Genomic DNA, 25,823 nt, shown 5'->3' with positions numbered 1-25,823 from the left:
GTGCTGTTTTCGACATAAGGAACATAAGTCGCAAATGATCATCCGTATTCCGGAGTTTGTCGGCATCAAGTTCGACAAGGAGAACAGCATTTTGAGGCAACTGCGTCTGAGCATAACTCGCAGTCTCTGCCAATGTTCGTGTATTTCTGTTACGCGACGTAACCCGCCACGCGCCAATTATTGTGTGAACCCCGAGGACAAGCAGACTTACGATTGTAATAATTATACCAATTCGGAAAGTGAACCGTTTGTGTTTTTGCATCCACGACAAGCATCTATGGATTCCCTCACCAAAGAGCAATAAAAAAGCTGGCATGCCGATGAGCGTTGCTGAGGGGGTTTTCGTTGCCGCCAAAAGGTGCGGAATGAGCACGCCGAACCCCCAGGCATACGTGAGCGTCAACCCAATGTTCTCCTCCAAAAACAACTTCTATATCAGGACAAGCACTGCTATGCTCATCGGCAGATAAAAAATACCATACAATACGGGTCCATAAACCAAGATAACCTTGTGCCACGGGCTTCCCCAATTCTCAATGTCCGCTGTCAAATGAAACCAGATATACAAATGTTCGTGCTGGAATTCAACAGGGAACTGAATCGCTGTCCAAAGTGTCCATGGTAGTATCGTTAGCAAAAAAACACTTGTCAGCCCCAGTATGTGCCGACCGAGAATGCGGGTATCTGCGCGTTTTGCCATTCCAAGTGCAGGTGCTACCCACGCTGTTATAATTAAACCTGTTACAATTAAGGCGAGATAAGATTTGCTGAGAAAGGCGCACCCTTGACCAAATCCTGAGAGACCGACATCCCACCATTTTCCTGTCCGCAATGCCCGCACGAGAAAATAGATTCAACGGCATCACTGAATTGATACCCGTGTATTAACCGCATCAAAAACGGGGAGAACGCCTGAATCGTCGCAGCGATAAAACCTGCCTGTTGACTCAACAGTTCCTTGCCGATGAGATATGTTAACCCCACAGCAAGCGTGCTTAAAATCACAGATGGAAACCGTAGTGCCCATGTGCTAACACCGAACAGCCAATAGGATCCAGCAATCTGCCATAACCCGAGAATGGGTTTGTGCAACCAGACGTGATTAGCCCCCCAATCAAAAGCGAAAGTTGGTAGGTAAGGGATATCAATTAGTGTCGGCGTGAGCGGATGCTTGAGCAAATTCTTGGCAACGAGTGCATGACAACATTCATCCGGTGAATGAAGGGATGGATGTCCGAGATGTCGGAACTTCAACAGCCCTGACGACAGAATTACCACAAATAGCAGCAGGCTGTAACACGCCCCTTTCTTGTTGGACCCATAAGAGGTAATCTGCTCAGGAACTATGCTGCGCATGTTATAGGTAAAGGGTCATATCCCACAATAGGATAGTGCCATCAAAACTTCCACTTGCCAGTAACTCACCATCCGGTGAAAATGCGAGTGATTGAATATCAGTGGGATGTCCCCAAAAGGTCGCGATATTCTCACCACTTGCAACTTCCCATAACCGAATAGACACTTTATCTGTTCCCTGCCACCATGTACCTGATGCAAGGTACCTCCCACACGGTGAAAAAGCCAACGCGAAGGGGTAATGGCAGCCTTGTGGCTGGGGTATTATCATCCGGATATCACAACTCGGAACATCCCAGAATCGGATTTCTCTATACAATCCACCGGCAATCACGTCCCCACGCGGTGAAAACGCTATTGCCTCAATTCTAGAATTTGGAGGCGTGTCCACACTGGATAGCGATTTTAGCCTTTGCTGAATTTCGAGCGGGTCGCCTTTGTACGTATTTGCCTCTAGTGGCACTGTTAGAGATAAGGAAGCAATTTGCTTACAGCGTGTGATGTCCCAAAGTCGGGCGGTTTTGTCCTCCGAAACAGTGGCAAGCAGATTTCCATCAGGCGAAAATGCCACTGACTTCAGACAATCTGTATGCTTCGTGAGCACCTTTAGTCTTTTTAAACGTTGGACATCCCACACATAGAGTTTTCCGGCTGTATCGCCGCTTACCAGCTGGGTACCTGTGGGAGAGAACGCTAAGGCATACACGGGGGTGTGATGTTCAGTGAGCTCGGCAATCGGGGTACCAGTTGCAACCCCACATACCTTAATAGTGGTATTGTGGGAACAGAAAGCCAGCATTTTTCCACAGGGCGAAAAATCAACCGAACGAATACCGGAATGTCCGGCGAATGCCACCCACGAGTGCTTACTCCTAACATCCCATAACCTAACCGTAGACTCTACCCCACTCGCCAGTTGTTTTCCATCCGGCGAAAACACCACCGAAAAGGATGCACCTATATGCCCATGAAGTGCGGAAAGCGTAGGGGTTTGTCCTGCTGACCACACCTTGAAATCGCGTGGCCCAGCTACTGCGAAGTGCTCACCATTGTCCGAAAAACGGAAAGCACGAATTGCCCCTGTATATTCAAAACTATCCTGCTTTTCACCTTGAGAAACATCTAAAATCAACACCGTGTTATCACAAATCCCGGCGGCAAGCAACGTGCCATCAGGCGAATATGAAGGGATCACCCGATACTTTGCATATTCGGTATAGACTCGTTCCTGTTGTTCCTTTTCCACATCCCACACATGAATCTTGCCATCCTTACCTCCAGAGGCGATGAACCGACCACACGGCGAGAAACTAATGGAATACACACACTCCGTATGTCCTGCGAAATGGGCAACTTTTTTTCCTGTTTCCATATGCCACACTGACACAGAGTTTTCTAGAGTTGTGCTTGCTAGCAGGTTACTGTCTGGAGAAAAGGCGAGAGGGATGATGGCGGGCTGGGGGGCGGATTTTGGTTCATTGCCTACAGTGAGTTTTACTATCAGTGCCCCGGTTTCTGGATTCCATACGTTGATAACATTCACTTGCCCGGAAGCAGCGAGGCGTTGCCCATCCGGAGAAAAGGCAATCTGGGAAATAGTATCATATCTCTTTCGCGGCATTTCCATCCTTGCTACAGGGATACCTCGTTGAACATTCCACACTTTGACAATATTGTCCCAATTGCCGGCGGCAAACAACCGTCCATCTGGGGAAAACGCAACCGCAGAAATTAACCCACGTTCTGTTTCCTGCAATGCTATGGCAGATAACGTTGGTAGCTCGTACCACCAGAGGCCGGTTCGGCTTCCAATAGCAAGCGTGCTTCCATCAGGGGAAAATGCTATATCACGTACACACCCCCGTCCCAATCGAGCAATCGCACCATCTGGTAAATTCCAAGTGGTTAAATCGTTGTTCCAAGGGGTGACCTTCATGGATGGCGGTGAGATGCCGTTTTGCATCAAATTGTTTCCTTTTATTACGACCAAGAATCTCGGCGACATTTAGTTTTCGATTTCGCGTTAAAATCGCGAATCTGGATATAGTACTTATAGTGGTGCTGTGGTGACCAACGCTAGTGGCACGAACGGGGGACCGTGCCACTAGCATGATGGAATTGAATACTCCTGCTAGGAAGATGAGAGGCGTAAATAGCGATCTCAAAAATTCCTCATAGACATTGGGCAATCCGCATGATTTAGTAGTCCGGATCACAAGTTCCATCGCAGCGCTCTGCGCTACTGTTCTTACAAGCTATGTTGGGCTTACAAGTTTCACCACATCCTTTATTATCACCACAACCTGACTTACAACTGTTTGTTCCACTACAGCTGGAACTTGAAGAACAAGTAGAAGTAGAACAAGTAGAATTGCCCATACAGTTACACGGTTCGGAAGTGACAGTGAGGTTGCCTTTTGCACTCCCACAGCATCCTTCAAGTTTACTGGAAACTCCATCGGTAGCAAGTTCTGACTCGCTACCGCCACAGCAATCTGATGCCTCAGTTGGTGTCGGAACAAATATATTCACAGCAAATGCGCCAGCGAAGACCAATCCGCCAGCAAGAAGTGAGACGATTAGCACGCGTCCCACAATACTTTTCGTGTTGAAAAAGGCTTTCATTTTTTTCTCCTCATATAGAAGATTTAAGGTAAAGTTTTGGTTATTTATAGGCAAGTTCCGTGCCAATTCCCAGAATCCAACACAGTTGGCACACCAAAACCTGTAACCCTCTCAGGATATTTCCACAAGTGATGCCTCCAAACGCTGGCATCCCCTCGGTTTACAGATATCATGAGATGTGTTTATTTTTTTATCGAAAACTTTTCTTCGCTGAAAAAATGGAGACCCTTTACTATCTCCCACTAATTGCTCGTAGGCGAAAATTGCTTAAGGAGGCGCGAAAATTGCTTAAAGGCGCGAAAATTGCTTAAGAGGACATCTGTACTCCTCGTCCCTGTTTTTAAATGCCAAAAAAGCAAATTCTGGTAACATTTCCCTAAAAATGCAGATTTTTTCATTTTTTTTTTACATTTATGCACGAATTGCAATAAAAAAAGGGTCTTTAATATATAGTCCGCGGAATAGAAATTTTAATACGAATAATTGCGAACCTCGGGTTTCGCCATAACTTAAAGGAAGACCTCATGAATACGGTACCGGTGTTCATTGAATTGCCATCAGCACCAATGCAGGACATATATCGCACGATCCGACAGCTTGTAGGATCGGATCTCCCCTTTTTCATCACGGGCGAAACCGGCGTTGGCAAGGAAGGCATCGCACGATACATCCATGAAAATGGGCCGAGGCGGGATAAACCTTTCGTTGCCATCAATTGTGGACGGTTCACGGCTGAACTCCTGCAAAGTGAGCTCTTTGGACATGAGAAAGGGGCATTTACCGGAGCGAATCATCAACGCCGGGGAGCATTTGAAAGGACAAAAGGGGGCACCCTCCTTTTAGATGAGATTGCCGAGATGTCCTTGGAGGCACAAACAATGCTGCTTCGCGTCTTGGATTTGAAAACCTTCACGCGCCTCGGCGGAAATGAGAATCTAACAGCAGATTTTCATATTACCGCGGCAACAAATAAGAACATCGGGGAAACAGTTTTGAAGGGGGAATTTCGACCAGACCTCTACTACCGACTCATGGGCGTGATGCTTGACATACCAGCACTATCGGAACGCCCAGAAGATATTGCCCCCTTGGTAGAAACTTTTATTGGCGAATTCGGTCCTGAATATGGAAAAGATGTTAGGGGGATTACTCCAGCGGCACTCACTCGTCTTGAACAAGCCGCGTGGCCTGGCAATATCCGACAACTCAAAGTTGCAGTTCAAACAGCTGTCGCACTTGCAACGACGAACACACTTGAAGTCAAAGATTTTCCATATAATTTTTTTACCCTACCAGCTGCGGTGAGGGTTGATGGCGAGTTGACCGAAAAAAAAGACACACCCCCCACACAAGATTCCATCTCTACGCTAATTTCTCAATTGCGGGCACTCCCCGTAGAGACACAGTGCCAAATTATACAAGCCGTCTCAGAACGCCTCCCAAGTTTTCTGAAAAAAGAAACACTCTCTATAGGAGATATGAACCTGTGTGAAATTCTATGTCACGTTGCCAAGGTTCGCATCGAGAAATACCCAACATTGGTTAAAGCAGCTGCTTCGTTGGGGATTGATGCTCGAACCCTTAAAGTATATGCACGCGGGGATACGGATATAACGGACGATTCCGTAGAGAGCCTCGATTTTTTCTAACCAGTCTGTGAAAAAACAACAGTGCCACGGGGTTATTGAACGGTTGCTGGTTAAAGCTCATATTCATCGGTAAATATTCAAGGTTCTGAGCAGGAAGAAATTTCAGGGGCGGAAACAGGGGGGGGATTTGAACCCCCGTCCTCCGGGTTATGAGCCCGACGAGCTACCTGGCTGCTCTACCCTGCGGCAAGAATGTTACCTAATCCATGGTCGAGGAGGGACTTGAACCCTCACACCTTTTTACAGGCGACGGATTTTAAGTCCGTTGTGTCTACCGATTCCACCACTCGACCGCCAGTACTTTAATAGTATACACCATCTCCAAGTGTTTGTCAACTTTTTTTGACTTTTTTTTCTAAATCGTCTATCATAGCGTATTATGAAAAACATCACACTTGCATCAGGACATGAAATACCGATATTCGGCTTGGGAACTTGGCAACTCAAAGGCAGACAGTGTCAGCGGATCGTCAAAGAAGCCGTCGCATTGGGCTATACACATATTGACACGGCATGGATGTACCAGAACCAACGTGAGATTGGGAAAGCACTCCGCGATCTCCGTATGGATCGCGAGGAAATCTTTCTGACCACCAAAATTTGGGGTACCCATCTCAAATATGCCGAGGTTCTTTCGCAATTTGAGGAATGTCTCAACGATTTGCAGATGGATTACGTCGATCTGTTATTGATTCACCATCCGAGCGATTCTGTTCCGGTTGCCGAAACTTTAGAGGCTTTCCACAAACTTCATGAAGCCGGTAGTGTCAAAAGCATCGGCATCAGCAACTTTAGCATCGCTCAGGTCGAGGAGGCGTGTGAAGTCTCCGAACTCCCGATTTGCACAAATCAGGTGGAATACCATGTGCGCAGAAATCGTTCAGAACTGCGTGACTACTGCCACGAGCGCGGTATTGTGATGACGGCACACCGTCCGCTTGCTGTTGGGGACCTTGCCGGTGATACAGTCCTGCGTGGTATTGGAGAGAATCACGGAAAGACTGCGGCACAGGTGGCCCTCCGGTGGTTGGTGCAGCAGGACATCATCACAATCCCTAAATCGGGGTCAGTGCCGCATTTACGCGAGAATTTAGATGTTTTCGCATGGGAATTGACTGACGAAGAGATGCATACGCTTGATACCGAAATGTAGGGACAGATAACCAAAAAATGTAGCCTGCAACAACGGCGCAGGCGGATATGAGGAAGGCGCGTCAAAGACAGGTCTCCGTCCTTCCTCCGCAAGGTATAATTAAAAAATGAAATTTGGACTGTTTTATGAACATCAAATTCCACGTCCGTGGCACGACGGGGCAGAACATAAACTCTTTCAAGACGCGTTAGCACAGGTAGAATTGGCGGATACACTCGGATTTGACTATATCTGGGAGGTAGAACACCATTTCCTTGAGGAGTATTCACACTCTTCAGCACCAGAAGTATTTCTCGCAGCGTGTAGCCAACGGACAACACAGATTCGATTAGGACACGGAATTGTGTTGATGCCCCCGGCTTACAATCACCCGGCGCGTGTCGCCGAGCGTATTGCCACGCTTGACCTCGTCTCAAATGGTCGTGTAGAATGGGGCACCGGGGAATCCGCCTCTCGTATGGAACTCGATGGGTTCAACGTTGATCCGAAATGTAAACGCGAGATGTGGGCGGAATGCACACGTGAAACGGCGAAAATGATGAGCCAATCGCCTTACGCGGGGTATGACGGACAGTTCTTTTCGATGCCGCCCCGCAACGTTATTCCAAAACCGCTACAGACACCGCATCCGCCACCGTGGGTAGCCTGTTCCAGCCGAGATAGCCTGCGATACGCCGCCAGATACGGACTCGGTGCGCTAACCTTTGCATTTGTTGACGCAAACGAAGCAAAATTCTGGGTGGAAGAGTATTATGAGATTTTCGAGAAAGAGTGTGAGCCCTTGACGCAGCGGGTGAATCCGAACATCGCTATGGTATCAGGTTTTTCGTGTCATAACAACGAAGAGACTGCCATCGCCCGCGGCTTGGAGGGTTTACGTTTCTTCCGATTTGGGCTTGCACATTACTATCACAATGGCTCGCAAATACCGGGAGAAACAGATATTTGGCAGTTATATAAACAAACACCACAGGATCCAGCTGAAGGTAGAGCAGGGATCGGTACGCCCGACCAAGTCCGCGAACACTTAGAGATTATGGAAGAAGCGGGAGTCGACCAAGTCGTCTTCATTCAGCAGGCTGGCGCGAACCTTCATGAGGATATATGTGAATCGTTGGAACTGTTTGCAGAACGAGTACTTCCAGACTTCAAAGTACGAGACGCAGGACATGTAGCTAAAAAAAATCAACGATTCGCTGAAGCAACCGAGAGAGCCGAGGAACGAAAACCCGCTTTGACATCCCTCAGCGAAATCCCAACCGTGGATTCCTATCCTGTACTCAAGCGAAAATTAGAGGAAAAAACGGAAGAAACCGATACCAATGAGATGAGCGACGATGGCATGAAGTTTTTATTGTCAATAGAGGGTGGTAAGCGGACTTCTAATGATTAAGTCTGGGCACTGCTCCAAATGTAAAGCAAAGACAAATTATGCCATTTAAGACATAATTTCATTCCGCCCCTTCCCACCACCGGTACTGAAGAGCAACGCGAAACATGGTGGAGCGGCGAGAAGCAGCACATAATGAAAAAAATGAAACACGTATTGGTGATTGACGACGACGAAAAAATCTGTTGGGCTTTCGAGCAATTCTTAGACAGCGAAGGCTATCGCCCAAGTATTGCGAACAATGCCGAGGAAGGTTTATGCCGCATCGCGGCTGACAAACCAGATGTCGTTTTACTCGATGTGAAATTGCCAGGGATGAGCGGACTGGAAGCGTTAGAGGAAATTAAAGCGCATCACCCGTGGGTAATTGTAATTATCATCACGGCGTATGACGATGTGGAAACAACAATAGAAGCGATGCGCTTGCAGGCGTTCGATTTTGTTCCAAAACCGATCGATCTGGATATCGTCAAGAGCGTCTTGGAACGTGCTTTTCGGACACAATCTGTCCGAAGTACTTTACCCGTAGAGACAGCAGACGAATCGCCAACCGCAGAGATTGGGCACCGATTGGTTGGTAAGAGCAGCCAGATGCGCGAAATCTACAAACTCATCGGAATCATGGCGAGCAATACGATGACTGTCCTAATTGAAGGCGAAACAGGAACTGGCAAGGATCTGGTGGCGCGCGCAATTCATACAGGGAGTGCAAGGAAGGAAGCCCCCTTTGTTCCAGTTGATTGTGGCGCGCTTCCCGATGAGCTTTTAGAGAGTGAGTTGTTTGGTTACGAAGCGGGGGCATTCACAGGCGCGAAGAAGGAGGGAAAACCGGGACGTTTTGAACTCGCTAATGAGGGTACACTTTTTCTTGATGAAGTCAGCAATATGACCCCGACATTACAGGTGAAGCTGCTTCGCGCGCTCCAAACACAGGAGATTGAACGGTTAGGTGGAACTCGGCAGCTTAAAGTGGATGTCCGGGTCATCGCTGCCACGAATCAGGAACTCAGTGAGATGGTGAAGCGGGGACAGTTTCGCGAAGATCTCTACTACCGTTTCAAGCGCATCGCGCTTCATCTTCCGCCGTTACGGGAACGCCAAGAAGATATTCCGCTACTGATTACACATTTCCTGCAACTCATACAAGAGGAACTCAGTAAGCCGATCCGCGGTATCTCTAAAGAAGGAATGGAATTGCTACAAGACTATCCGTGGCCCGGCAACGTTCGCGAGTTGGAGAACTGCATCCGAAGCGCAGGGACGCTCTGCCGCGCAGATGTAATTCTCCCGGATGATCTGCCACCAGAAATCCGAACAGGACATCAGATAGATGCTACCAGTACCTCACAACTACAAGTATCCCTCAAATCTGTTTTACAAGACATGACAAAAGAGGCTGTTACGCAAGAGAAACATGGACTTTACGAGGAGGTTATTGCACTGTTAGATAAATCACTTATTGAATTGGTGTTAGATGAATTTTCGGGTAACCACAGCAAAACAGCAGAATTGCTCGGAATGAGTCGAACGACCCTTTTAAAGAAGATTAAACAGAGCAATAGCGGTTTAAAATGATTCGGATTGCACACCGTGGGGCATCCGGAAGTGCCCCGGAAAATACACTCGCCGCATTCAAAAAAGCAATCGAAATCGGTGTGGATGCGGTTGAATTTGATTTACACGGGACCGCCGATGGCGAGGTCGTTGTGATACACGACGCATCCTTAGATCGAACGACAAATCACTCTGGACGTGTCAATCAAGCCACTTTAGAGACGATTAAGCATGCGGATGCTGGCGAATGGTTCGCTCCCGAATTTGTGGGTGAACCGGTGCCTACACTCGTAGAGGCACTCGAATGCGTCGCAAAGAAAACTATTGCTGTTTTGGAAATTAAAGACCCTTTGATAGCGGAAGCAGTCGTCGCAAGAATCCGCGAGACCCGTACACCGGATCTTACCGTTATTATCTCCTTCCATACTGTTGTTTTACAGACAGTTCGTTCGTTAGAGCCTCGCATTCCAACGGGATGGCTCATCGGAAATCACAACAACCACGCCTCCCCTGTACAGTTGTGCCAGCAACTGGGGAAACTCGGCAGCAACTTACTGAATGTCAACCACCAACTGATTACATCGGAATTCGCTTACGAAGTCCAACGGCGTGGTATCGCACTCTGGTGTTGGACTGTGGACGATATCCATCGTATACGCGAAATGAAAGCATTCGGTGTGCAAGGTATAACCTCAAATTACCCTGAACATTTCGCCAAAGTTTAGACTATTGCACTCGGATAATTCGGTGTCCTGTGAAAGTTTGACCAAACATATCAGTTGTCCGGACGTGAATAACGTGCGTGCCTTTGCGGACATTCGCTGGAAACTTCGCTTGCCAGATGTGCAATGATTTTGTAATCCCGCTCAGTGCTTGCCCCCTTTGGGGCAGTTCGCTGTTTTCCTTCAACTCTGACTGCATTGTTTCTCGAAGGGCGGTATGTAGTTTCCGCTCAAGGTGGTTCGTATCATCCCGTGCTTTGAGTGCTTTATAGTATGGGTCTTCCTGAGGCATATAGGTCATCGGTCTCCATTCTCCGACTTCACCGAGACGGAATTCAACCGTTGAGCGTTTGGTGCCTCCAAAAACGTTAACGATGACATCTATTTCGCCAGTTTCTGCAGACGCGACTTCCCAAGGTGCCCATATATTCATCTGATAATCCGCTGGACGCCGGGCGGCTTTAAACCTAATTGAATATTGATTTCCGCTGAATGTGAAAACGCCGTATCCGTTCGGTGCGCCATCTCGCATAGTTGTGTGCGGAATCCCGATTTCATCAAGCGTACCCCGCCACCAACTGCCCGATGTGGTTGCATGGTTGTGATGATGATGTGCGTCGTTCCCGTGCCAACCGTGCTCCGGTCCGACGAAGTCATCTCGTTGGAAGTGCGTGTGCGCTGACAGTGATAATGTGTAGGGGCGATCGCCGAGCAGATTCATCAATTCCTTCACATCACGCATCTCTGTCAACGGAATATGTAGGGATACCACAATGAGCTGATCTTTCGGCACAAAAGCAAGATCGTTTCGAACGAACGTCAACTGCCGTTCGCCGACCTCACTTGAGTAGCGAGGCTTGTTCTCTTCATCGTGGTAAAAAAGCACATTGTCGATGTTGATGAAATGGACAGGTCCCCAATCAAATGAGTAGCATGTTGGTCCATAAACACGTTCGAAGGTCTCATCGGCGTACCGATCATCCGTAGCAAGAAAGTTCATGTCGTGGTTACCGTGGACATTGTACCAAGGGATTCCAACGGTGGCCATTACTTCGTTAAGCGGGTGGAATAGGTTTAAATCGTCACCGACTAAATCGCCAAGGCTGAGGCCGAATACTGCATCAATGCCAATAACTTCTTCAATTACGTCATGTGCTAACCACTCAATCTCTTGCATATTATAGGGTTGTGTATCCCCGAAAACAAGTACCTTAAACGTATCGCTTTCTGACTGTTCAGTGAGCGGAAAATCAATCGACTCCGGTAATGGACCTGTTGGTGCGATGCCAGCATATTTCAGTCCTTCTGGTGAGCCTTGCGGTTTGTGAACGTAATAAAATCGTGGGAGACGATTTTCGTCAACTGGTGTCATAAATCCGCGCGGCTTAATGACAAAGAGAATGGTGTCATCACTGACTGCAAGTGAGTATTGTCCATTGGCATCGGTTTTTACAATCTCCTGACCATTTGAGACGCGAACCCCAGTCAACCCGTTCTCGTTGTCGTCTTTCACCTGATTTCCGTTTGTATCTAAAAATACAGTGCCAGTTGCCGTTGAATTTGCTGCGACACTGTTTCCGATCCAGTAAAAAATCAAGGTGGCGATTAAAACTACACAATTCCATTGCTTGTAAACCATACGAATCCCCTTTTAGCATCAGTGCTTAAGTGATGTTCTTTCTCATACATAGGCTTAATATTGTAACATACCGAGGTTACGGAGCGATAACATTTCCTTGGCATTTTCGTGAATATTACCAGAGTACCACCATGCACTGAAAGCGGGTATGTGTGCCGAAGGGAGTCTCGTCATAAGTGGCGTGTTGCACAAATGAAGGATTATTCCAAACCCCACTCTCGGCGGAGTTCCGCTATCGACTTGTAACTCACACCTTTGTTGTAAAAATTACCAAGCCAACTGCCGTCTTCACGGAAGAAGCGATCATCCCTCTCTTCGTGAGCGAGTTGGTATCGCGTATCAATACTTAGGACTTACGTAGGCTGCTCTTTTGTAGCACGAACTTTTAGTTTGGGTCAGCGGACCGTCTGCGTTTTTTCAAAAATCCGCCCTAACAGATCACACTACGGTCAAAACTGCGTAAGTCCTGGAGTTGGGTATAATATATAACATTTTAACCTCAAAGTCAATTTTCTTAATTATCTCCGCCGCCAAAACGTAAACGCAATATACACAAAAATCGGGTAAGACAACAACGCCGTTGACCAAGCGATTCCTTCTAATCCCCAATACTGCATGAAGAACCAATTGAGAAAAGGATTTAGGATAAGCCTGATAAGCGTTGCCGTGACAACCGTCCGGTGTGCTTGGCGTGCGAGATGCGCTCGGATTAGCAAGCGACTGATTAAACGCGGAAGCGTTCCTAATAGATAGATACCAAGTAGCGAAGCAATGTGAGACTGTCCTGCCTCGGACAATTCGCCGTGTCCATATAACAGCGTGACAATGTCCACTCGGAAAAGGTATAGGCACATCAGGAGCGGGACCATCAGGATGAGTAGCACAACGACACTTTGCCAGACGCTTCGCTGTAACTGTGTCCCTGTAGGAGCGAACTCCGATTCCCGACCTGTTTTTAAAAACTTTCCGGATTGCGAATCGGCGGACGATATCCTTGCCCAATGCGAAAGTAAAACAGGAAGTGCTACACCCGTGAGCGTTTCAGGGATTGCGCACAGACGGAGTGCGTAATCCAATTTCGAGACGGAGCTTGCTCCCAATGTGCTTGCCATACCTCTGTCGACGACCGGGTTTAACCCGTCTGAGATCGCTGCGCCCATCATCAACAGGCATTGCTGCAGGAATTGCGTCGTGTAGGGTGTTCCCTGCCAATTGACTTTAAGATGCCGGGGGTGTAAATTCAGGACAGCACAGCATCGCCGAAACAGGACAATCAGTTGAAACAGTTCCCCAACGATCAAAGCAAGTGGAATGCTAAACCACATCAGAAAAGGCTTACACAGGTATATAACGCCGATGACGAGGATAGCACGGAGTCCCTGGACAATGATCGGCAGATGAAAGGCTTGGTAGGTGTCTAAAACTGCCTTGAGCATCCAGCGTGCTGCAGCGATGATCGTGAAGCAGAGGAATCCACACACAATGCTGATTGTTGTAGAGGATGGGAGTCCCGCACTGGGTAAGAAAAGTTGGGAAATACCCCATATAAGAAAGACGAGGAGACAGCAGAGTCCCGGCATTAAGACAATATATCGGGAAAAAATCGATTGCACACAACGTTGTGCCTCGGTTTCGCCTTTCGATCGGGCTTCAGCTAACATCGGGACGAGGACAGAATAGGCGGAAGCGGCACTGAGCAATTCTATCAGGAATACGGCGATGCCCCAGTAATAGTAGATGAAATCCATCTCTGCTGGGTCGCCGAACCAATTAGCGAGAACGACGTAGATGAGAAATGTTCCCGCACGTCCGATCAGACTCAGCGGCGTAATAATAAGTACGTTCTTGAGCAGGGAGGCTTGGGACTGAGATGCATGAATGGACATGACGCAATTGAGGAAAGGCGTAAGCGAAACTACTCGCGCACTTGACCGTCTCCGTAGACGATATACTTATAAGTCGTCAATCCCTCAAGCCCCATCGGTCCGCGGGAGTGGAGTTTTTGTGTACTAATCCCGACCTCGGCACCTAATCCAAATTCATAGCCATCTGTGAAGACAGTGCTTGCATTGACATAGACTGCGGCGGAATCCACTTCTTTGAGAAACCGTTGCGCCGCGCTGTAACTCTCAGTGATAATCGCATCAGAATGGTGCGAACCGTAGGTTTCAATGTGATCAATCGCTGTGTCCATGTCATCTACCACCCGAACGGATAAGATATAATCGAGGTATTCTGTCCGCCAATCTTCTTCGGTGGCGGGTTTCGCTGCAGGGAAAATCTTCTGCGTGCGTTCGCATCCGCGGATTTCAACATTCGCACCTTGCAACTTGTCACAGAAAATAGGAAGGAATTGCTCGGCAGCATCGTTGTGAACCAGGAGCGTCTCTAAGGCATTGCAGACAGCAACTTTGTAGCCGACTTTCGCATTCATACATATCTTGGTTGCCATATTGAGATCAGCGGCTTCATCAACGTAGATATGACAGATCCCATCGGCGTGTCCTAACACCGGGACATCGGATTTTTTCATCAAAAACTGGACGAATTCATTGCTACCGCGTGGAATGACGAGGTCAACGTAGTCCGGCAATCGGATGAGTTCATAGACCGCTTGTCGGTCAGTCGTGTTAACGAACTGGATGGCATCTGGCACGCCTTCTGCAGCAGCGGTCTTACTGAGGATATCCGCAAGTGTAGCGTTGGAGTTAATGGCTTCAGAGCCGCCTCGGAGGATGACCCCGTTTCCTGATTTAATGCAGAGTGCGGATACCTCCACGGTCACGTCAGGACGCGACTCATATACCACAGCGACGACCCCGATAGGCACACGGACTGTGCCAATTTTGAGTCCATTCGGACGTTCCCCCATACTGATAATCTCGCCGATCGGATCCGGGAGTGCAGCGACTTGGCGGAGATTGTCCACCATCCGTTCAATCTTTTGGTCGTCCAGTAAGAGGCGTTGCATGAGTGGCGCAGCGAGTCCTGTTTTTTCGCCTTTTTCGAGATCAGTCCGATTCGCTTCCTGAATTTTATCTTTAGAATTCTGTAGACTTTCAGCCATCGTTAAAAGCGCGTGATTTCGGACATCGGCAGAACTTCGTGATAAAACACGCATTGCCGATTTTGCCTTTCGCGCCTGCGATTGAATCAATTCTTGGATGTTTGGGTTCATAGTGTTCCTTTGAGAGGTCGCTATCAGTAGACGGTAATTGAAAATGGTAATTGGTACTATAACGTGAGTTTGATAAAAGTGCCATGTTGGGTTTCGCTACGGAAACCCCTGACCCCAGAGGAGCCTAATGTTCCAAAATGTTACGTTTTTATAACATTTTTAAATTGGCATTTCTGTGCGAATTTCGGTTGAGAATCCACTGGTGGCGTGGATTTACTGGGTATTTCTCTGTTGCGATTCTCTGTTGAAAAAAAATAATTTGGTGAAAAGTGTAACATTTTTCATTTGGATTTTTAATTATTTCACCATTCGGCAGATGGAGCGAAATCAGTCGAGTAATACCAAATTATCTCGATGTATGATTTCATCGTAATCGCGGTAGCCGAGAATATTCTCAATATGTCTTGTGTGTTTTCCTGCAAGTTTGGTAGTCTCTATAGCATTATAGTTCACCAAACCGCGTGCGAATTCTGTGCCGTTTTCAGTAAGGCACGAAACGGTATCGCTATAATCAAAATCGCCTTCAACGCTTCGGACGCCAGCAGGTAATAGGCTTTTACCACCTTGCACGAGAGCATCGCGTGCGCCATTGTCCACAAAGAGCCTGCCTTTAGGTGGACGTGAATAAGCGATCCACCGTTTTCTTCCAGAGATACGGGAATTTGGAAGGAATAACGTTCCGAGAAGTTCACCTTTCAAGAGTCTTGTTACGACGAGCGGTTCGTGTCCGTATGCCAGTACCATCATCTCTCCGGATCCGGTGACGATATCAGCGGCTTGCAATTTCGTCACCATTCCGCCAGTACCGCTTGTTGTGCCAGCGCGTCCGGCGGCTTTCCAGATTGCCTTTGAGATGGTCGTAACAGTATGTATCAATTCCGAGTTAGGGTCGTGTCTTGGATCTGCGGTGTAGAATCCCGCTTGATCCGAGAGAATAACGAGGAGTTGTGCTTGGGCGAGGTTCGTTACGTAAGCAGAAAGGGTATCGTTATCGCCAACCCGAATCTCGTCTACAGCAACGGTATCGTTTTCATTGATAATCGGAATCACGCCGAGATGTAAGAGGGCGCGCATTGTGTCGTTCATGCGTGTATAGCGTTCCCGATTGGAGAAATCGTCCCGTGTCAGCAACATGAGTGCCGTTCGCTGTCCATAGTTGCGAAATAACGCCTCATAAACTGCCATCAGCTCGATCTGCCCAACAGCAGCAGCAGCTTGTAAGCGCGGTAGCGTTTGCGGACGTTGTTTCAAGCCGAGTCGGGGCCAACCCGCCGCAATTGCCCCAGATGTGACGAGGATAACCTCCACACCGTTCTCTTTAACGAGTGCTAAATCGTGGACAAGCCCGTGGAGTGCATCCTCGTTGAGGTGTGCTCCATCCGAAATGGTGCTGCTGCCAACTTTTACAACAAGACGTTTTATGTCTGACAAACAGGCGCGCTGTTCAGCGGGATTGCATTGATCGTGGGCTATAGGTGAACTCAAATTCATCAATCTGAATGGTGTCTCCTTCCACTGCACCAGAGCGTTCCAGTGCGTTAATCACTCCGATCCTTTTCAGTTTCCGGTACAGCAGAATCAGTGCTTGCTCATTGTCCATGTCGGTCATGAGAACGGCGCGTCGAGGTTCTTCACCCCTGACAACAAATCCTTCTCGCGTCTCAGCGAGTTCAAACCGTGCGCGTGGCTCTGGAGAGAGTTCCTCTTCAAAGACAATCGTCGTCTCCGCCTCCTTTCGGGCGCGCGTTTCAAGGTATTGTAAGGAACGATATGCTTGCTGTATGAGTGCATTTACACCCTCGCCTGTAACCGCAGAGATAGGGAAAACTTTGCGCTTACCGAAATATTCTTGGACACGTTCCACATTCGCCGTAGCGTCTGGCATATCTATCTTATTCAGGGCAATGATTTGCGGGAGTTCTGTCAAGAGTTCGTTGTAATGCTCCAGTTCAAGGTTGAGTTGCTCATAGTCCTCAATCGGATCCCGTCCATCTGTCGCGCTCAGGTCAATAACATGGATAAGCATCTTGGTGCGCTCAATGTGTCGCAGAAATTGGTGTCCTAAGCCTGCCCCTTTGTGTGCCCCTTCTATCAATCCCGGAATGTCGGCGAGGACGAAATTCTGCTCCCGATTGATACGGACAACCCCTAAATTCGGACGAAGTGTGGTGAACGGATAGGCGGCGATTTTCGGGGTCGCGGCGGAAGTACGCGCCAACAGAGTTGATTTCCCGGCGTTCGGATAGCCGACCAAGCCGATATCGGCGATGAGTTTGACTTCGAGGCTTATTTCGCGTTCTTCTCCCGGTTCACCTTTTTCTGCAACGCGTGGTGCCCGAAAGGTGCTGCTTTTAAATCGGGCATTGCCTTTCCCACCGATCCCCCCGCGCGCGACAACAACTGCTTCATCAGGTTCGGTCAGATCTGCAAGCAGCTCGGCAGTTTCTAAGTCTCTGATGATGGTGCCAGCAGGAACTCTAACAATACAATCTGCGCCATCGGCACCGTCTCGTTGCTTGCCCATGCCGTGTCCACCGTTTTCAGCGACCTGACGTGGGTTATGACGCAAATCGATCAGCGTACTCATCCCAAGGATAGCGACGAGAAGGATGTTTCCACCGTTCCCGCCGTCCCCGCCATCAGGACCGCCACGAGGGACGTATTTCTCTCGGCGGAAACTGATGCACCCGTTCCCGCCATTGCCTGCTTTCACCTGAATCCTTGCTGTGTCCATAGACTACCGTCCTATCTATTTTGAATTTTAGAGTAGGTTCGTAGTTGTGTGATTTGTCGCACGTCCATATCTGAGAACTCGTTGGGGAACAGCGTGGGTTAGAATACCTCAAAACCTGCTGTGGTTATCACCGCTGTGAGATGGGCAGGGGTAACGCGCGAGGGATCGTATTGAACGACAGCCTCAGCTTTACGCAAGTTGACCTTCGCACGCCGAACGCCTGGCAGTTCTGTGAGGGCATCGGTTACGGTTTTGACACAATGTTGACAGGACATCCCACCGATTTTTAATTTCGTTTTTTCCATGATTTTATACCTTTCTCGGAAAACTGTATTCGCACGATGGACACGTTTGCGTGTGCGTCCGAATCGCCACGCCACACGCAGGACAGATACGTTTCACCCGAAAACGTTCAACAAGACGAGACACAATGACGATTCCCAAAAAAAGAAGAATGAGAAAAGCAACTTCCCAAAAACCGATAGACACCCTTTATCCCCGCCGTTCTTTGCGCTCAATAGGAAAAACCCATACTACACACTTAACCCGCGTAAGGTTGTGAGGTTTGTCTCGTGCATTGTCTCCATCTGTGGTGTTTCAATGATAAGTGGAATTTCCGCGAACCGGGCATCGTTGAGGATATAAGCGAATGCAGTTGCACCGATATTGCCATCGCCGATGTGTTCATGCCGGTCCACGCGACTCTGATAAGTTGATTTTGCGTCGTTGAGATGAAAAGCCTTTAATCGTGTTAAACCGATAACCTCGTCGAACTGATTAAATGTTGCTTCACAATCAGACGCAGTCCGGAGGTCGTAACCAGCAGCGAAAACATGACACGTATCCAAACAGACACCAAACCGATCTGGGTATTTCGACAGTCCAATGACATCACGCAGATGTTCAAAGCAATAGCCGAGGTTCGTGCCTTGCCCAGCCGTGGTTTCAAGAAGAACAGTGACATCCGGTGCCTCAACGTTTTCAAATAAAAAATCGAAACTATCGCTTAATAGCTTTAAGCCGGGTTCCTCACCCTCGCCGAGGTGCGCGCCGAGGTGTGTCACGATGTAGCGGAGACCGAGGGTATCCGCAAGTTCCATCTGTTCCTGAAACTGTTGGCGTGATTTTTCGAGGACCTCTGTTTTCGGTGAAGCGAGATTGCTCAGGTGAATATCGTGAACAATCACTTCCCCAATGGGAGAGGCTGTCCAAGCGTCACGAAACTTATCCATTACGGCAGGGGGCGGCGGTTTCGCCACCCATCGGTTTGGGTTTCTCAAAAAGATTTGGATTGTGTCGCAGTCGAGTTTGTCGCCATTTGTAATGGCATTGTGTAAGCCGCCTGCTGTGGACACGTGTGCACCGAGGATCATATTTCGGTTGGTATCTCCATGTTTCGTTTTGCAGCGGTTCCAATCACACGATTCCCTTAATCCCTTGGCTCAGCTGCATGTGTCTGTTGGTTCGGGATTACAGGGGTGTCCTTATCTGGCATCGATTGCTGCGGCAAGGGATTTTCGTCCTGTTTGAAATGATGGCGCAAAAATCCGATGGAACCGGGAACGCCCAGTTTATCTGTAAGAACTTTCGCACCCAATTCATAGATTTCAATATCGGTGAGTTCAAGTAAACCCTTACGCCAAGCCTCAATTCTTTCGCCTGTGACACGTGCTTCCGTTTCTTGTTGGGTTTTCCGTTCTTGAATCCGCTTGACCATCGTCGGGATATCTGGATCATCATCCAACCATTTATGCCGCTCGGCAGTGTGGTCATAATCATTAGGCTTACACTGCTGGAGAAACCGATCCATATAGGCTGCTCCCATTTGTGTTATCAGTTCTTTAAGCCCTGCTTCATACAGTTCATTCTCGGTTTGCACGTCTTTATCCAGACCCCGTTGTTGCTAAGTGTAGAAAGTTTAGTGAAATAATTATAGCACACCCCAAACGCGGATAGCAAATCTTTTCAAAGAGAGACGGGATCATTTATAGTGAATCTTAGAAAAAAGAACGTTTGGCTGTTTTTTCCTGAATTTCAGCTCCACCGTGTGCGCTGCGTCGCGGACGGACCCGAATTGTGTTAACAGATTCAGTTTCGTCATCAACCAGAAGTGCCTCGCCACGACGGTTCAGTTGCCGAATATACCCTTTCAAGTCACCTTTCATATAGGTTGCACTCAGACGGTCAAGGGCGTTGATGTCATCCCATGTTGTGATCTTATGTGCCATAATCAAATCGCACTGTGAGAGTAGTTCAGCATCAATTGCAGAAGGTTGTTGGGTTGCAACAACGAGGCTGAGTCCCGGCTGGCGTCCCTCTTTCACCCAACGGATTAACATCTCTTTACACAAGGATGCTCTGCCTTGGGGTACAAACTGATGTGCCTCGTCAATCGCCATCCACACTCGAGGTAGACTCGTTTCCATTCCAAATTCTTCGCGCCGTCGCATACGTGTTCGCTCTGTAAACAATCGCCGTGCGATGATATCCAAGACCAGATTGCGGAGTCCTTTCGTTCCGGCATCAACGACGCTCAAATCTAAGACGTTAATATGCTCCAGTGAAAACACATCAGTTAGACGTGTCGGGTGCTCAGAGAAAAATCCCATCTCTGGGCGGCGGTTAATCGGTTCTCGAGTGCTTCTATTGAGGTGTTTTTCGCGCGCGTATCTTTACACCCTTGATGGTGTCTCCTTCGAGCATGTCAGAGGCGGAATGGGCTGCGAAATGTATAGATGCTGCGCGTGCGGCACCCGTGGACGAGACGACGCGTACGACGCTTTTTTTGCAATGCGTGTTTTCAATAACTTCGGTGACCTTGAAGAACTTTTTGACACATTAATAACGGAGGACATCATGCAAGCATCACCTTTCTACCAAGAGCTACAACAACGTTTTTTACAGCAAGGGGTCGAACAAGGCACCCGCGACAACATTCTCGCTGTGCTTACGGCGCGTTTTCCACACGGGGATGTGGAGACCATAAAACCGACTTTGGAGGCGATATCCGACCTTGAGGAGCTCAATCAGCTGCTCCGCACCGCCTCACTCACTGGGAGCTTCGAGGCGTTCCGACAGGCACTTGGGAACTAAGATATAGTGGGGTTCTCGCATCTACTTCGGGGACCTCGACATCTGGCAAATGTGTGAATCAATCCTCACGGAAGAGTCGCGTTCGTCCTATCTGTCACGGATAAACGACAGTCTTGACCCCAAGCCCCGCACCAGCATTATCGAACGCCGCTAAACCTTGTGCAATTGGGAACCGATCTGTTAACAGCGGTTCAAAATTAAGGGCTTTTTCTATCAGAAGCTGGCGCGACGCTTCAAGACTGGCGCGCGAAAACGCCCACGAAGCCATCAGTTTATGACCTGTATAGTGGAACTCTTCTAAGTTGATGTTGAGCGTTTCGCCGTCCGGAGCAAGTCCAAAGAAGTTGACGCACCCCCCTCTACGGATAATATCAAAAGCGAGTGCGATTACGGATGCCTTATTGGTTGTGGAAGAGATGACAGTATCAACGCCTCCCTGGGTGATGTCTTGAAGCTGCGCAGTAGCCTCCGGTGAAGCATCAAAAGTGAGATCAGCACCGAGCGTTTCGGCGACAGATCTGCGGTGCGCCAGCGGTTCAAAGACATAGGTTGTCAAACCCGCTCGCTTCGCCAATTGCGTAAATATCAAGCCGATGGGACCGGCACCGAGGATAGCAACAGAGTTCTTGAAGAGCGTTTCCCCCATTGCGTTCAGGCAGCAGCCCAGCGGTTCCAGAAAGAGTAATTCTTCGGGTGGAATGCTGTCGGGGACTCGGATAAGCTTGCCGGTATCCACGCCGTGTTTTGGCATCCGCATGTATTCGGCGTAGCCACCATCAATATCGTGACCGATACCTTCAATGGTAGTGCAGTATTTGTCCAGATCATTCTGGCATTCGGGGCATACACCGCAGGAAAGCATCGGATTGACAGTAACCCGTTCCCCGATTTTGACATCGGGGTGTCGGCTCTCTACCACTACACCTGCGAGTTCATGTCCCATCACGACAGGGGGCGCGTAATCCGATACATCTCCACGGAGCGCAGCAAGGTCAGACGCGCAAATGCCGCAGAGTTTTATCTCGATGAGCACATCTCCGGTAGCAAGTGTAGGGATGGGTTTCTCATGGATCCGTAATTGCTGGATTTTCTCAAAAACAATTGCTTTCATTTTTTAATTATACCTTGCGGGGGAAGGCATACGTTCCAACGACAAAGTGCGTTCCTTAAACCCGCCCTCCATTTCATTACGGGCTACGGTTTTTGTTTTACGGTAGATTTTAGCGTTACCTATACATTCTTAAATCGGGGTGCGGTTAGGAACCGCACCTGCCGGGTGTCGGAATCTATTGCGTTTCACCACGTTCAATCCAATCTGTTAGATCCTATGATTCAAACTCGTAAGGGACAGTTTCTGCTTGATGTGTTTTGGCAGATTTTTCCGCCAAGTCCATGATAGCGATAACGCGGCGAGCGGATTCCGGTGTCACAAGCAACGGCGTGCCATCGTTTAAATGAGCGACGATATTTTCATAGTAGGTCGGTCCTGGTCTGCGATGATAACTGACCTGCTGCTCTTTCGGATGTCCTTCGGCTTCGGATAACACCTTAAACCCGCCGTCTCCGTCAGTAATCGCGCCGTGTGAGCCGAGCAGTTTCCATCGGGATCCCCCAATTTTCGCGATGTTAGACATCTGGATGTTTGCCGCCGCTCCGTCCGCAACCACCTCGCCCCCTGCAAATCGGATAATGGCTTGGACATGATCCTCGTTGGTAATATCGTCCCAGACGAGATTCGGTTGGTAGAAGCCCGTGACGTTAATCATCGGGGCCTCAAGGACATTGAGTAGCCAATCGAGGTAGTGTGCGCCCCAATCGTAGAATTGGCCACCGGAAATCGCCTTGACACTCCGCCACCAGTCCGGATTCGGTCTACCATAGCCGCCACCCCACATCTCAACGCTAAAGACTTTACCGATAACACCGGAGTGAACGAGTTCACGAAGCGTCCAGAAGTCGGCATCCCACCGTCGGTTGTGATGAACGGACAACATAACGGTGTTCTCTTTGGCGGTCGTAATCATTTCAGTCGCTTCTGCGATTGTGACGCACATCGGTTTTTCAACGATGACATGTTTACCTGCTGCGAGGCTCGACACAGTTGGACCACAGTGTAGACTATGCGGAAGGACGTTCGCAATCAGGTCAACGCCATCGTCCGCATTGAGTTCTTCAACCGAGTTATAGGTGCGGATTCCCGGAAAATCTTCTTTCGCGGCTTTTGTTCGCTCTGGATCAATGTCACAGATAGCAACACATTCAATGCCATCTGTATTTTGCATCATATTTGCGTGGGCTTTGCCCATATTGAATGCCGCTCCATACCCGAGGACGGCACCTTTGATGGTATCTGCCATATATTTGGCTCCTTTGTTATGTAAATGCCTAATTATAGCATAAACCAGAAAAAAACGTATAAAAATTGCATGGACATAGCCGGATCGGAAACTGATTGACATTTCCGAAAATTTGTGATAAACTCAGCCGATGTTTGCTGGCACAGTTACGGCGGGATCGTATGTAAAATACAACTTCTAAAGAATGCGGAATCTGTGTCAATTCTACATACTATTATTTATGAAACTTCTTGAGGTAATTTATGGCAAAAGTTGGATTAATCGGGGTTGGCAACATGGGTATGGGGATGTCAAGAAACATCCTGAAAGCTGGACACGAACTCACAGTGTATGATGTCCGCCCAGAGCCGTTGGAAACACTTGTGGAAGAGGGAGCACATGCCGCTACATCGCCGCGAGAAGTGGGCGCGGCTGCAGATGCCGTCTTTATTATGGTCCTGAATGTTGAACAGGTCAAGGCAGCACTTCTTACAGAAGACGGGCTGCTGGCAGGACTCAAACCCGGAGGTACGGTCATCTGTACGGCGACTATCGGACGCTCACAGGTGATAGAGGTCGCCGAACTGGTGACAGAAAAAGGGTTTAATATTGTCGATGCACCTGTCAGTGGTGGGGCACCGGGCGCAGCCGCTGGAACCCTCACAATGATGGTATCGGCACCACAGGGGACATTTGAAGCATCGAAACCGGTGCTTGAAGCAGTCGGACGGGACATCTATCACGTTGGGGAAGAGGCTGGGATGGGGCAAACCGTCAAGTCTGCACTGGCAGTTCTCATTGGTGTCACTTATGCCGGTATCTTTGAAGCACTGACCTTAGCAGTGAAGGCAGGCGTAGCACCGGAAACGCTTCGTGATGTTGTCAGCACGAGTGTCGTTGGAAATTTCCTGTTCAGGGACACAACACAAAATATATTGGATCGGAATTTCAAGGGACAAAGTAATATCGGCACAATGTATAAGGATCTCACGTTGGCGAAAAATATGGCAAGCGATTGTGGTGTGCCGCTTTTCGCGGCAAGTGCCGCTTTTGAACTCTTTCAAGCCGGAAAAGCAGTAAACCCTGACGAGGATAACTGGACTATCATCAAAATCCTTGAAAACATCGCAGGTGTCGAGGTCCGAAAAACAGAATAAGTATAGTGCAAATATCTGGCAAGCGTGTATTTAGCACTTTTGAAACCTACAGAGACAAAGAAATTGAGAGGAATTGAATGTTCAAATTGGGAACTATCACAGATGGCATCAGTCGGGAATTCGAGTATGCGCTCGATACGATGGTAGAAACGGGATTGGAATACGTTGAATTACAGTATCTGTGGGAAAAGCAGGTTGGAGATCTGACAGATGCAGACATTGAACGGGTCAAAGAGTTAATCGAAGATCGGGATTTAAAGGTATCGTGTATCTCGCATCACAATCTTACAGCACTCCCTGTGGATACGGCAGTTGATGCCCCTGCGTATCGCGCACATATTGCGACGTTACAACGGTGTATTGATGTCGCTCAGGCACTCGGCACGAATCTCGTGCGGATTTTCAGCTTCCGAAAAGAGATGGTGCTTTTCGGAGCAGAACCTATTATCTCCGAAGGTGCGTGGACGACGCTTCTGAACAGGTTAGAGGAACCGTTGCGAATCGCAGATGCCGCGGGCATTACACTTGTTATCGAAACCGCAATCTCCGGTAACGTAACATCGGCGCATCTTGCGAAAAAATTGATTGATGAGTTAGATGTCCCGCATCTGAAAGTCCTCTGGGATCCGTGCAGCTCGCTCTATTGCACTGAAATCCCTTATCCAGATGGGTACGAGGTCATCCGCGAACACATTGCCCACGTTCATCTCAAGGATGGTGTCGTGAACCTCCCGGCAGCGACATTCGATTTCTGCGCCATGCGTCAAGGGCAGATGGATCCTTACTACAATGACATCGTGAATGCTCTGAAACGCGACGGATACGATGGTGCGATCTCTTTAGAGAGCGTCTACACTCCTGTCGGTGGGACGCGTGAGGACGGATTTAGGGAATTGCTACCGGTCTTTATGGAACTCATGGGACGATAGCAAGACTTAAAAAGAAAAAGGATGCAGCCAAAACGTTCTGGCTGCGTCCTTTCATTTTAACTGTAGTATAGCGAAGCTAAACCTTACTTGGCTTTCAGGCTTCCCCAAGTTGTGAAGAGTTTTCCAGCGGGTTCAACGGAAACGAAAGTATCTCCGAGGGACCACACGCCACCAACACCAGCGAACAGGCTCCAACCGCCGCCGCGTTCACTGACCTTCACCAATAAGACATTAGGACCTGCGACGAGGTTAACCTTGAAATCATCTTGGAAGTCGCCAGCACCGCGGTTGACAGCGTTTGTGTGAAC

Annotated in this window: 25 protein-coding genes and 2 tRNA genes; 8 read left to right on the top strand and 19 right to left on the bottom strand. The window is 48.6% G+C overall.

Annotated features, from left to right (window positions below; all coding sequences use genetic code 11):
• The 5 genes from J4G07_04090 to J4G07_04070 all read right to left on the bottom strand — a co-directional run.
• Positions 1 to 403: hypothetical protein (locus J4G07_04090; protein ID MCE2413162.1), on the bottom strand; the 403-nt coding region annotated here is incomplete at its 3' end.
• Positions 404 to 430: 27 nt separating this feature from the next.
• A complete protein-coding gene (locus J4G07_04085; protein MCE2413161.1) occupies positions 431 to 700 on the bottom strand; it encodes a hypothetical protein in 270 nt (89 codons plus the stop codon).
• Between the two features lie 47 nt (positions 701 to 747).
• The gene (locus J4G07_04080; GenBank protein MCE2413160.1) at positions 748 to 1,356 is read right to left on the bottom strand and encodes a glycosyltransferase family 39 protein; all 609 of its coding nucleotides are present in this window, start codon (positions 1,354 to 1,356) and stop codon (positions 748 to 750) included.
• Position 1,357: 1 nt separating this feature from the next.
• Positions 1,358 to 3,319, bottom strand: coding sequence for a hypothetical protein (locus J4G07_04075; protein MCE2413159.1), 1,962 nt, complete (start codon positions 3,317 to 3,319; stop codon positions 1,358 to 1,360).
• A gap of 236 nt (positions 3,320 to 3,555) precedes the next feature.
• On the bottom strand, positions 3,556 to 3,981 hold the full coding sequence (locus J4G07_04070; GenBank protein ID MCE2413158.1) for a hypothetical protein: 426 nt from the start codon (positions 3,979 to 3,981) through the stop codon (positions 3,556 to 3,558).
• Between the two features lie 524 nt (positions 3,982 to 4,505).
• Here J4G07_04070 and J4G07_04065 point away from each other — a divergent pair.
• On the top strand, positions 4,506 to 5,630 hold the full coding sequence (locus J4G07_04065; protein MCE2413157.1) for a sigma-54-dependent Fis family transcriptional regulator: 1,125 nt from the start codon (positions 4,506 to 4,508) through the stop codon (positions 5,628 to 5,630).
• Positions 5,631 to 5,742: 112 nt separating this feature from the next.
• On the opposite strand, the gene J4G07_04060 is transcribed toward J4G07_04065, so the two are convergent.
• A tRNA-Met gene (locus tag J4G07_04060) sits at positions 5,743 to 5,816 on the bottom strand.
• A 21-nt stretch (positions 5,817 to 5,837) separates the two neighbouring features.
• Positions 5,838 to 5,923, bottom strand: a tRNA-Leu gene (locus J4G07_04055).
• Between the two features lie 86 nt (positions 5,924 to 6,009).
• Between J4G07_04055 and J4G07_04050 the strand changes: the two genes are divergently transcribed.
• The 4 genes from J4G07_04050 to J4G07_04035 all read left to right on the top strand — a co-directional run bounded on the left by J4G07_04050 (position 6,010) and on the right by J4G07_04035 (position 10,452).
• Positions 6,010 to 6,783 carry an aldo/keto reductase gene (locus tag J4G07_04050; protein MCE2413156.1) on the top strand — a complete coding sequence of 258 codons (774 nt, stop codon included), beginning with the start codon at positions 6,010 to 6,012 and terminating at the stop codon, positions 6,781 to 6,783.
• Positions 6,784 to 6,889: 106 nt separating this feature from the next.
• Positions 6,890 to 8,176, top strand: a complete 1,287-nt coding sequence (locus J4G07_04045) for an LLM class flavin-dependent oxidoreductase (GenBank protein ID MCE2413155.1) — start codon at positions 6,890 to 6,892, stop codon at positions 8,174 to 8,176.
• A gap of 132 nt (positions 8,177 to 8,308) precedes the next feature.
• Positions 8,309 to 9,748 (top strand): sigma-54-dependent Fis family transcriptional regulator, encoded by a 1,440-nt coding sequence (locus tag J4G07_04040; GenBank protein MCE2413154.1) that lies wholly within the window; start codon positions 8,309 to 8,311, stop codon positions 9,746 to 9,748.
• The gene (locus tag J4G07_04035; protein ID MCE2413153.1) at positions 9,745 to 10,452 is read left to right on the top strand and encodes a hypothetical protein; all 708 of its coding nucleotides are present in this window, start codon (positions 9,745 to 9,747) and stop codon (positions 10,450 to 10,452) included. The genes J4G07_04040 and J4G07_04035 overlap by 4 nt, the downstream gene beginning before the upstream one ends.
• 1 nt (position 10,453) lies before the next feature.
• On the opposite strand, the gene J4G07_04030 is transcribed toward J4G07_04035, so the two are convergent.
• From J4G07_04030 to J4G07_03990, 9 genes are all read right to left on the bottom strand, one after another.
• The gene (locus J4G07_04030) at positions 10,454 to 12,088 is read right to left on the bottom strand and encodes a calcineurin-like phosphoesterase family protein (GenBank protein ID MCE2413152.1); all 1,635 of its coding nucleotides are present in this window, start codon (positions 12,086 to 12,088) and stop codon (positions 10,454 to 10,456) included.
• 518 nt (positions 12,089 to 12,606) lie between these two features.
• Entirely contained in the window at positions 12,607 to 13,974 is a 1,368-nt protein-coding gene (locus J4G07_04025; protein MCE2413151.1) for a hypothetical protein, read from the bottom strand.
• Positions 13,975 to 14,003: 29 nt separating this feature from the next.
• Entirely contained in the window at positions 14,004 to 15,266 is a 1,263-nt protein-coding gene (locus J4G07_04020) for a glutamate-5-semialdehyde dehydrogenase (GenBank protein ID MCE2413150.1), read from the bottom strand.
• Positions 15,267 to 15,593: 327 nt separating this feature from the next.
• Positions 15,594 to 16,757 (bottom strand): glutamate 5-kinase, encoded by a 1,164-nt coding sequence (proB, locus tag J4G07_04015; protein MCE2413149.1) that lies wholly within the window; start codon positions 16,755 to 16,757, stop codon positions 15,594 to 15,596.
• A complete protein-coding gene (gene obgE, locus J4G07_04010; protein MCE2413148.1) occupies positions 16,711 to 18,000 on the bottom strand; it encodes a GTPase ObgE in 1,290 nt (429 codons plus the stop codon). The genes proB and obgE overlap by 47 nt, the downstream gene beginning before the upstream one ends.
• Positions 18,001 to 18,098: 98 nt before the next feature.
• Positions 18,099 to 18,305, bottom strand: a complete 207-nt coding sequence (locus J4G07_04005; GenBank protein MCE2413147.1) for a heavy-metal-associated domain-containing protein — start codon at positions 18,303 to 18,305, stop codon at positions 18,099 to 18,101.
• Between the two features lie 228 nt (positions 18,306 to 18,533).
• On the bottom strand, positions 18,534 to 19,373 hold the full coding sequence (locus tag J4G07_04000) for a deoxyribonuclease IV (protein ID MCE2413146.1): 840 nt from the start codon (positions 19,371 to 19,373) through the stop codon (positions 18,534 to 18,536).
• A gap of 56 nt (positions 19,374 to 19,429) precedes the next feature.
• Positions 19,430 to 19,879, bottom strand: a complete 450-nt coding sequence (locus tag J4G07_03995; protein MCE2413145.1) for a hypothetical protein — start codon at positions 19,877 to 19,879, stop codon at positions 19,430 to 19,432.
• 118 nt (positions 19,880 to 19,997) lie between these two features.
• Complete coding sequence (locus J4G07_03990; GenBank protein MCE2413144.1) at positions 19,998 to 20,609, bottom strand: ATP-binding protein; 612 nt, start codon at positions 20,607 to 20,609, stop codon at positions 19,998 to 20,000.
• Between the two features lie 118 nt (positions 20,610 to 20,727).
• Between J4G07_03990 and J4G07_03985 the strand changes: the two genes are divergently transcribed.
• Positions 20,728 to 21,093 (top strand): hypothetical protein, encoded by a 366-nt coding sequence (locus J4G07_03985; protein ID MCE2413143.1) that lies wholly within the window; start codon positions 20,728 to 20,730, stop codon positions 21,091 to 21,093.
• Positions 21,094 to 21,187: 94 nt separating this feature from the next.
• On the opposite strand, the gene J4G07_03980 is transcribed toward J4G07_03985, so the two are convergent.
• Together J4G07_03980 and J4G07_03975 are read right to left on the bottom strand one after the other, a co-directional pair.
• Positions 21,188 to 22,204: an alcohol dehydrogenase catalytic domain-containing protein gene (locus tag J4G07_03980; protein ID MCE2413142.1), complete on the bottom strand. Its 1,017-nt coding sequence runs from the start codon at positions 22,202 to 22,204 to the stop codon at positions 21,188 to 21,190.
• 214 nt (positions 22,205 to 22,418) lie between these two features.
• Positions 22,419 to 23,450 (bottom strand): Gfo/Idh/MocA family oxidoreductase, encoded by a 1,032-nt coding sequence (locus tag J4G07_03975; GenBank protein MCE2413141.1) that lies wholly within the window; start codon positions 23,448 to 23,450, stop codon positions 22,419 to 22,421.
• A gap of 242 nt (positions 23,451 to 23,692) precedes the next feature.
• On the opposite strand from J4G07_03975, the gene J4G07_03970 reads away from it, so the two are divergent.
• Both J4G07_03970 and J4G07_03965 read left to right on the top strand, forming a co-directional pair.
• A complete protein-coding gene (locus J4G07_03970; protein MCE2413140.1) occupies positions 23,693 to 24,586 on the top strand; it encodes an NAD(P)-dependent oxidoreductase in 894 nt (297 codons plus the stop codon).
• A 77-nt stretch (positions 24,587 to 24,663) separates the two neighbouring features.
• Positions 24,664 to 25,515 (top strand): sugar phosphate isomerase/epimerase, encoded by an 852-nt coding sequence (locus tag J4G07_03965; GenBank protein ID MCE2413139.1) that lies wholly within the window; start codon positions 24,664 to 24,666, stop codon positions 25,513 to 25,515.
• A gap of 83 nt (positions 25,516 to 25,598) precedes the next feature.
• Here the strand turns inward: J4G07_03965 and J4G07_03960 are convergent.
• The coding region (locus J4G07_03960) for a hypothetical protein (protein MCE2413138.1) at positions 25,599 to 25,823 on the bottom strand (225 nt) is incomplete at its 5' end.

The sequence above is a fragment of the Candidatus Poribacteria bacterium genome, from assembly GCA_021295715.1.
Lineage (GTDB): Bacteria > Poribacteria > WGA-4E > WGA-4E > WGA-3G > WGA-3G.
Note: the sequence above shows the minus strand (reverse complement) of the source record. Positions and strands in the feature narration are given on the sequence as shown.